This window comes from Nocardioides sp. NPDC059952, assembly GCF_042730435.1.
In the GTDB taxonomy this organism is placed as follows: Bacteria; Actinomycetota; Actinomycetes; order Propionibacteriales; family Nocardioidaceae; genus Nocardioides.
Window position 1 is genome coordinate 43,785 of the sequence record NZ_JBHWLY010000041.1, and the last position, 7,604, is coordinate 51,388.

Here is a 7,604-nt window from a genome sequence, read left to right on the forward strand (position 1 = left end):
GCTAACGGGACCGGGTTCACCCCTTGAAGAGACCAGCCATCCACTGACCGAGGTCCGTGGCGTTGTTGCCCACGGCCAGGCCGAGGACGCCGAGACCGATGATCAGGCCACCGACGATCGTGACGGCCTTGGAGATGTTCCCGCTGCGGGCAGCCCACAGGACCGTGACGCCCAAGATCAGGACGACCAGCGTGATGATGTTGTCGGTGATCCACTCGGCCAGGCCGCCGGTGCCATACTCGGCGGCTTGAGTCGTACTTTGAATCAACTGGTGCGGTGCCATTGTTCTGCTCCCTTTCCCGAGGTGAGGTGTGGTTGCCGGAAGTATTCGGTTGTCCCGCCCGGCGCAGCCCCATGCGGCACCGGTGGGTGGAGGCGCCTTGCCCCTCCCGCGGGCTGACGCGAACTCCCGGGCATCGGCATTTCTGGACAAACGCCACCGCCATGTGAGACGAGCGTAGTCCCCAGACCGCCGTAACGCACCTCGTTCCACCTGACGACACGTGCTCACCGCGCGCCTGCGGGCGCACCGGACGACCGCCTCACCAGGCCGCCATGCCACAGACCGGACCGCTGGGCGCGACACTGTCCCGCTCAGTGGTCTCCTTCGCTGAATTCTTGCGAGGGGAGGCTAACTTCAGCGAATCTATATCCCGGTGCATCCTCGCGAATTTCGCGCGCTTGCGTCCGGATTCGCGAATTTACACAACATTCAATCGGATTTCTCGGGAGGACGAGCTCACATGGACAAGAAGAAGATCTTCATCGTCATCGGCGCCCTGTTCGTCGGGTTCTGGCTGTTCACCGATCCGCAGGGACTGACCAACACGGTCTCGGCTATCGCTGGCGGCATCTGGGGCGTCACCACCGACGTCTTCGGCGGCGTGATCGGCACGATCGAGGGCTCCACCCGCTGACCTCGCCATGACCTACGCCGACGCCCGGGCGTCGGCGCGATGGACTCCTTTTTCTTCGCTGCCCGGTTTGGGGACCGATCAGCACGGATAACTGTTTGACGTCGGACGCCGCGATGACAAGACTGCGCTTGTCTCGATGTCAAGATAGTTTGGAGTCGTCTTGTCCCCTCACTTCATCCGGTTGAGGGACAAGGTCCTCTCAGACGACCCGCTCATCCGGGCGATGTCGTACCAGTCGGTGCTCTCGGCCTTCGCCGAAGGCACCTTTCTCACCGGTTCGGCGGTCTTCTTCACCCAGATCGTCGGCCTCTCTGCCGCACAGGTCGGCCTCGGTCTCACGATCGCGGGCGCTGCAACCTTCTTGTTCGCCGTCCCCCTGGGCCGACTCGCGGATCGTCTCGGCACCCGGTTCAGCTGGATCGCCGGTGCCGTACTCCAGGCGCTGCTGTTCGGTTCCTGGGTTCTCGTCGGCAACTTCGCCGCGTACGTCGCCGTCGAGGTGCTCCTCGCGCTCGCCGCCTCCTGGCAGCGGTCGGGTCGCGACGCCTACCGGATCTCGGTCTTCCCCGCGGCGACCCGGGTGCGCTCGTTCGCCTACATGCGGGCCGCCCGCAACGTCGGCTACACGCTCGGCGCCCTGGCCAGCGGTCTCGCTCTGGCCGCCGATTCCAACACCCTGATCAAGGCCGTCCCGCTGATGACCGCCGTGGTCCTCCTGGTCAACGCCTACTGGATCTCGCGCCTCCCCCGCCTCGCCACGGCTGCCTCGCCCGGCGACATGAAGCCGGACGTACGCGACCGCCTCGGCGCCCTGCGCAACCGCGCGTTCCTCGCGACGACCTTCTTCGACGGAGTGCTCGGCACCCATCAGGTCCTGCTCAACGTCGTCATCCCGCTGTGGCTGGTCCAGGAGACCGACGCCCCACGGGTGCTGCTGGCCTGGCTGTTCGGCACCAACACCGTCATGGCCGTCGGGCTGCAGGTGATCGCCGCCCGCGGGGTGACCGACGTGACGACATCACTGAAGGCCCAGCGCCGCGGCGCGCTCTGCTTCCTGGCCTCCTGCGCGATCATCGCCGTCACCCACGACACCGTCGGCCTGATCACGATCGCCCTCGTCTGGCTCGGCCACGTGACCGTCACCGGCGCCGAGCTCTTCCAGTCCGCCGGCGAGTGGGGTCTGGTCGCCGATCTCTCCGACCCGGAGCACCGCGGCGACTACCAGGGCGCCGCCCAGGTCGGCTACACCCTCGGCACCGTCTGGGCCCCTGCGGCGTACACCTTCCTGGCCATGGAGCTCGGCCATCTCGGCTGGGCCATCATCGCCGGGATCATCGTCATCGCCGCGATCGGCGTCCACCCCTCCGCCCGCGCCGCCGAGCGCTACCTCGCCCGCCGGGCCCAGCCCGTCCCTGCGCCGGCGTAGCGCGCCGTGTAACACGTCGTTCGTGGGACTACTCGCCCTATTTGAGCGACCCGATAGTCCTACGAACAGCGTGTTACACACGCCCGAGGCTCCGCACCGAGCCGCCAGCCATCCACAGGCCCACCTCGTGTCGGGGTTATCCACAGCGCGTCGCTGAGCGCCGGCATGCGTCGGCGCGACGCCGCAGGCTGAGACCATGAACCCACGCATCCAGGCGATCATGGCGGCCAACCATGGGCTGGTCACCCGCAGCCAGGCGCTCGCAGCCGGCCTCGATCTCGACACGATCTATCGCCACGTCAACAGCGGCTTGTGGACCGCAGTGCGTCGTGGGGTCTATGCCGAACGGGCGTACGTGGAGAGCATCACGCTGCCGACCGAGAGGCGGCGCCTCCGTGACCGGGCCGCCTGCGCGGCGATCACGGTTCCGTTCGTACGCAGCCATGAAACCGCCGCCCTCGAACTCGAGATGGGCATCCTCCTTCCCCGGAAGGCTCAAACCCATGTCACTCGCCATCCTGTCGTCGGCACCCACAACAAGTGGGGCGTGAAGCATCACCTTGCGCCCTACCTCGCGAGTCAGCTGAGGCAGGCGAACGGGTTCGACCTGCTCGGTCCAGCCCGGACGGCGATCGACATCGCGCGGGAGCACGGCCGGCCGTACGGGGTTGTCGCCGTCGATTCCGCCAGACAGATGGGGGCGTCCGTCGACGACCTCTGGGGGGTCCTCGACGATATGAAGCATTGGCCCAACCGTCGTCTGGCACGGGAGGCCATCGAGCTCTCCCACCCCGGGGCAGAGTCCGTCGGCGAATCACTCACCCGCGACGTACTCGAAGAGATCGGCATGACCGGCATCGAGACTCAGTTCGAGATCACGGACGGCGTACGTACTGCCCGATTCGATCTTCGGGTCGGCCGTCACCTCTTTGAGTTCGACGGCCGGAACAAGTACGTGCCTGCGTCTGACGGCGGCCTGGCGCTCAGATCGGTCGACGCAATCCTGGCTGACGAGAAGACACGGCAAGACTGGGCCCACGGCTTCCATCTCGGCATGTCACGGGTCGAGTGGGACGACCTCTTCGGCCCCAACCGCAACTACCTCAAGGACCGCCTGCACCGGGAGTATCTCGTCACCTGCCGAGCCTTCGGCACAGACATCTCGGACCTGGAACGATTCCGCGTGCGTCGCTCGAAGGCCGCCTGAGGTGGGCTGTCGGTCGGTGGTGTAACACGTCTTTCGTAGGACTACTCGCCCGATGAGAACGACCGATCGTCCGACGAACAGCGTGTTACACCTCCCGGAACGCGTTCAGACGAACAGCAGAGGTACGCCGACGAGCAGCCCCCACACCAGCGTGGCCATCCCGGTCTGCTGGAGGACGGGGATCAGGCGCGGGCCTAGGTTGGCGCGGTCGAGGATGGTGCGTACGCCCTGCGCGGCGACGGCGATGAAGCCGAGACCGAGCAGCGCCCACCAGGACGTCGTCAGGGCCACGAGCACCACGGAGACGGCGGCGACGGCCACGAGGGCGACGTAGAGCCAGCGGGTCCGCGCGTCGCCGAGGCGTACGGCGAGCGTGATCTTCCCGGACTCGGTGTCGCCGGGGATGTCGCGGAGGTTGTTGGCGACGAGGAGCGCAGAGGTGATCGCGCCGATCCCGACACCGGCCCACAACGCGCCCCACTCCCAGCTCTGCGTCTGGACGAACGTGGTGCCGATGACCGCGACGAGCCCGAAGAAGACGAAGACCATGACCTCGCCGAGCCCGGCGTAACCGTAGGGGCGCGAGCCGCCGGTGTAGTACCAGGCCGCGATCATGCAGACCAGCCCCACGAGGATCAGCCACCATGCCGAGGTCAGCGCCAGCACCAGGCCGGCGACCGCGGCGATCCCGAAGGCGATGAACGCGGCGCGCTTGACCGCGGCCGGCGCGGCGAGGCCGGAGCCGGTCAGCCGCAGCGGGCCCACGCGGTCGTCGTCGGTGCCCCGGATCCCGTCGGAGTAGTCGTTGGCGTAGTTGACCGCCACCTGCAGCGCCAGCGCCACCACGAGGGCGAGCAGCGCCTTCCACCAGACCAGGCCACCGGCGTACGCAGCCACCCCGGTGCCGGCGATGACCGGCGCGAGCGCAGCGGGGAGTGTGCGAGGACGGGCTCCCTGGAGCCACTGAGCGGAGTTTGCCACCCCGCTATTCAACACCTGTGGCTCGCGGCGGGTGCGGCGGGGATGTAACACGTCGTTCGTAGGGCTATCCGGTCGTTCCGATAGGGCGAGTAGTCCTACGAACAGCGTGTTACAGGTGCCGCCGGACACCGAAAACCCAACGACCCCTGCCCGGGGGGAGGCAGGGGTCGAGGGGTGGGGGTGTGAGGGATGGATCAGGTCTTCGGCGGATCGTTGGAGTCGACGCTCAGCTCGGCCTCCATGGCCTCGATCTCCTCGGCCAGCTTGTCGGGCGGCGGAGCGCTGGGCTCGGCGGCCTCGGCACCGGCACCACCGGACCCTGCCGTGCGGCGCTTGTTCCACACGTCGAAGGCGACGGCGAGCAGGAGCACGAGGCCCTTGATGGCCTGCTGCCAGTCGATGGAGACACCGAGCAGCGACATGCCGTTGTTGAGGACACCCATGACGAGACCACCGATGATCGCGCCGACGACGGTGCCGACACCGCCGGTGACGGCGGCGCCACCGATGAAGGCGGCGGCGATCGCGTCGAGCTCGAAGTTCACGCCGGCCTTGGGGTTCGCGGCGGTCAGGCGGGCGGTCGTGACCAGGCCCGCGAGGCCCGACAGCAGACCCATGTTCACCATGACCAGGAAGTCGACCCGCTTGGTGTTGACGCCGGACATCGTGGCCGCGTCGACGTTGCCACCGATCGCGTAGACGTGGCGGCCGAAGACGGTCTTGTTCATGATGAACGTGTAGACCACGATCAGCCCGGCCAGGATCAGGCCGACGATCGGCAGGCCGCGGGCGTCGGCGAGCAGGTAGGCGAAGTACATGATCACGATCGTCAGCAGCGCCAGCTTCACCACGAAGAGCGGGAACGGCAGGACGTCGAAGTTGTAGGCCATCTGGGCGTTGCGGCGACGCACCTCGAGGAAGATCAGCACACCGACGGCGGCCACCGCGATGAGGAGCGTCAGGTTGTGCAGCCCGGTGTCCGGCCCGATCTCGGGCAGGAAGCCGTTGCCGATCGCCTTGAACTGCTCGGGCAGACCACCGACGGTCGCGCCCTTGAGCACGACCAGGGTGAGCCCGCGGAAGAGCAGCATCGAGGCCAGCGTGACGATGAACGCCGGGATCCCGACGTACGCCACCCAGAAGCCGTGCCAGGCGCCGATGGCGGTGCCGATCAGCAGGCCGAGGAAGACGGCCAGCCACCACGGGAAGTCGTACTGGGTCATCATGATCGCCGCGGCCGCGCCGACGAAGGCGGCCACGGAGCCGACCGAGAGGTCGATGTGGCGCGCCACGATCACGATCACCATGCCGATGGCCAGGATCAGGATCTGGGCGTTCTGGACGACCAGGTTGGAGACGTTGAGCGGCTTGAGCAGCACGCCCTCGGTCGAGATCTGGAAGAGGATGACGATCGCCGCCAGAGCGATGATCATCCCGTACTGGCGGACGTTCCCGCGCAGCGTGTTGAGCAGGGCATTCATCGGGGGTTACTTCCTCGCGTCCGCGGTCATGTAGCGCATCAGGGACTCCTGGGTGGCCTCTGAGCGGTCGAACTCATGGGTGATCACGCCCTCGGCGAGCGTGTAGATGCGATCACACAGACCGAGCAGCTCGGGCAGCTCGGAGGAGATCACCAGTACGCCGCGACCGCTGCGGGCGAGCTCCTGGATGATCCCGTAGATCTCGTACTTGGCGCCGACGTCGATGCCTCGGGTCGGCTCGTCGAGGATCAGCAGCTTCGGGTCGGTGTACATCCACTTGGACAGCACCACCTTCTGCTGGTTGCCGCCGGAGAGCTTGCCGACCCCGGCCGTGATCGAGGGCGCCTTGATGTTGAGGTTCTTGCGGTAGCCCTCGGCGACCACGACCTCCTTGTGCTCGTCGACGACGAGCCCGGTGCGCAGCTTCTTCAGCGCCGCCGCGGTGATCGAGGTCTTGATGTCGTCGATGAGGTTGAGCCCGAGACCCTTGCGGTCCTCCGAGACGTACGCGATGCCCGCATCGATCGCCTGGGTGACCGTGTTGAGCTGCAGTTCCGCGCCGTCGAGCACCAGCGAGCCGGAGGTCCGGGAGCCGTAGGAGCGCCCGAAGATCGACCGCGCCAGCTCCGTACGTCCCGCGCCCATCATTCCCGCGATGCCGACGATCTCACCGGCTCGCACGGACAGGTTGGCCTGGCGGATGACCTCACGGTGGCTGTCCTGCGGGTGCATGACGGTCCAGTCGCGCACCTCGAAGAGGACGTCTCCGATGGAGGGGGTGTGATCGGGGAAGCGGTTCTCGAGGTCACGGCCGACCATCCCGCGGATGATCCGGTCCTCGTCCACGCCACCGGCGGCGACGGAGAGGGTCTCGATGCTCTGGCCGTCGCGGATGATCGTGATCTCGTCGGCGATCTGCTCGATCTCGTTCAGCTTGTGGCTGATCATGATCGAGGTGATCCCCTTCTCCTTGAGCCCCTCCAGGAGCGCGAGAAGGTGCTGGGAGTCGTCGTCGTTGAGGGCGGCGGTCGGCTCGTCGAGGATGAGGAGCTTGACCTCCTTCGAGAGCGCCTTGGCGATCTCGACCAGCTGCTGCTTGCCGATACCGAGGTTCTTCACCGGCGTCAGCGGGTTCTCCCGCAGGCCGACCCGCGCGAGCAGGTCGATCGCCTCGCGGTTGGCGCGGCCCCAGTCGATGATGCCGCGCTTGGCGGTCTCGTTGCCGAGGAAGATGTTCTCCGCGATCGAGAGCTCGGGGATGAGGGCGAGCTCCTGGTGGATGATCACGATGCCGGCGGCTTCGCTCTGCCGGATGTTGGCGAACTTCGCGGTCTCGCCCTCGAAGACGATGTCGCCGCTGTAGGTGCCGTGGGGGTAGACCCCGCTGAGCACCTTCATCAGGGTGCTCTTGCCGGCGCCGTTCTCACCGCAGATCGCGTGGATGTCACCGCGGTTGACGACGAGGTTGACGTCGGCGAGCGCCTTGACGCCGGGGAACTCCTTGGTGATGCCGCGCATCTCCAGGATCGGTGAGCTCATGTGGTTCCTGCTATCTGGCCAGGTGCAGGCGTGGGCCCGGTCCGGAGGGACCC

Annotated in this window: 7 protein-coding genes; 3 read left to right on the top strand and 4 right to left on the bottom strand. The window is 67.0% G+C overall.

Annotation, left to right across the window (positions count from 1 at the left end; translation table 11 throughout):
* Positions 1-16 precede the first annotated feature (16 nt).
* Positions 17-283, bottom strand: coding sequence for a hypothetical protein (locus ACFV9G_RS18660; protein WP_091043078.1), 267 nt, complete (start codon positions 281-283; stop codon positions 17-19).
* Positions 284-743: 460 nt separating this feature from the next.
* Between ACFV9G_RS18660 and ACFV9G_RS18665 the strand changes: the two genes are divergently transcribed.
* The 3 genes from ACFV9G_RS18665 to ACFV9G_RS18675 all read left to right on the top strand — a co-directional run bounded on the left by ACFV9G_RS18665 (position 744) and on the right by ACFV9G_RS18675 (position 3,550).
* Positions 744-917 (top strand): hypothetical protein, encoded by a 174-nt coding sequence (locus ACFV9G_RS18665; RefSeq protein ID WP_160158737.1) that lies wholly within the window; start codon positions 744-746, stop codon positions 915-917.
* Positions 918-1,077: 160 nt separating this feature from the next.
* Entirely contained in the window at positions 1,078-2,343 is a 1,266-nt protein-coding gene (locus ACFV9G_RS18670) for an MFS transporter (protein ID WP_378728997.1), read from the top strand.
* A gap of 196 nt (positions 2,344-2,539) precedes the next feature.
* The gene (locus ACFV9G_RS18675) at positions 2,540-3,550 is read left to right on the top strand and encodes a type IV toxin-antitoxin system AbiEi family antitoxin domain-containing protein (RefSeq protein WP_378728998.1); all 1,011 of its coding nucleotides are present in this window, start codon (positions 2,540-2,542) and stop codon (positions 3,548-3,550) included.
* 105 nt (positions 3,551-3,655) lie between these two features.
* On the opposite strand, the gene ACFV9G_RS18680 is transcribed toward ACFV9G_RS18675, so the two are convergent.
* The 3 genes from ACFV9G_RS18680 to mmsA form a co-directional block, all read right to left on the bottom strand.
* Positions 3,656-4,531: a 1,4-dihydroxy-2-naphthoate polyprenyltransferase gene (locus tag ACFV9G_RS18680; RefSeq protein WP_378728999.1), complete on the bottom strand. Its 876-nt coding sequence runs from the start codon at positions 4,529-4,531 to the stop codon at positions 3,656-3,658.
* 194 nt (positions 4,532-4,725) lie between these two features.
* A complete protein-coding gene (gene mmsB / locus ACFV9G_RS18685; protein ID WP_378729000.1) occupies positions 4,726-6,012 on the bottom strand; it encodes a multiple monosaccharide ABC transporter permease in 1,287 nt (428 codons plus the stop codon).
* 6 nt (positions 6,013-6,018) lie between these two features.
* The gene (mmsA, locus tag ACFV9G_RS18690; protein WP_378729001.1) at positions 6,019-7,551 is read right to left on the bottom strand and encodes a multiple monosaccharide ABC transporter ATP-binding protein; all 1,533 of its coding nucleotides are present in this window, start codon (positions 7,549-7,551) and stop codon (positions 6,019-6,021) included.
* Positions 7,552-7,604: the final 53 nt, after the last annotated feature.

What these genes read in the sequence shown, in the direction of transcription:
- ACFV9G_RS18660 (WP_091043078.1), bottom strand. Translation starts at nt 283, where the DNA reads ATGGCACCGCACCAGTTGATTCAAAGTACGACTCAAGCCGCCGAGTAT.
- ACFV9G_RS18665 (WP_160158737.1), top strand. Translation starts at nt 744, where the DNA reads ATGGACAAGAAGAAGATCTTCATCGTCATCGGCGCCCTGTTCGTCGGG.
- ACFV9G_RS18675 (WP_378728998.1), top strand. Translation starts at nt 2,540, where the DNA reads ATGAACCCACGCATCCAGGCGATCATGGCGGCCAACCATGGGCTGGTC.
- mmsB (WP_378729000.1), bottom strand. Translation starts at nt 6,012, where the DNA reads ATGAATGCCCTGCTCAACACGCTGCGCGGGAACGTCCGCCAGTACGGG.
- mmsA (WP_378729001.1), bottom strand. Translation starts at nt 7,551, where the DNA reads ATGAGCTCACCGATCCTGGAGATGCGCGGCATCACCAAGGAGTTCCCC.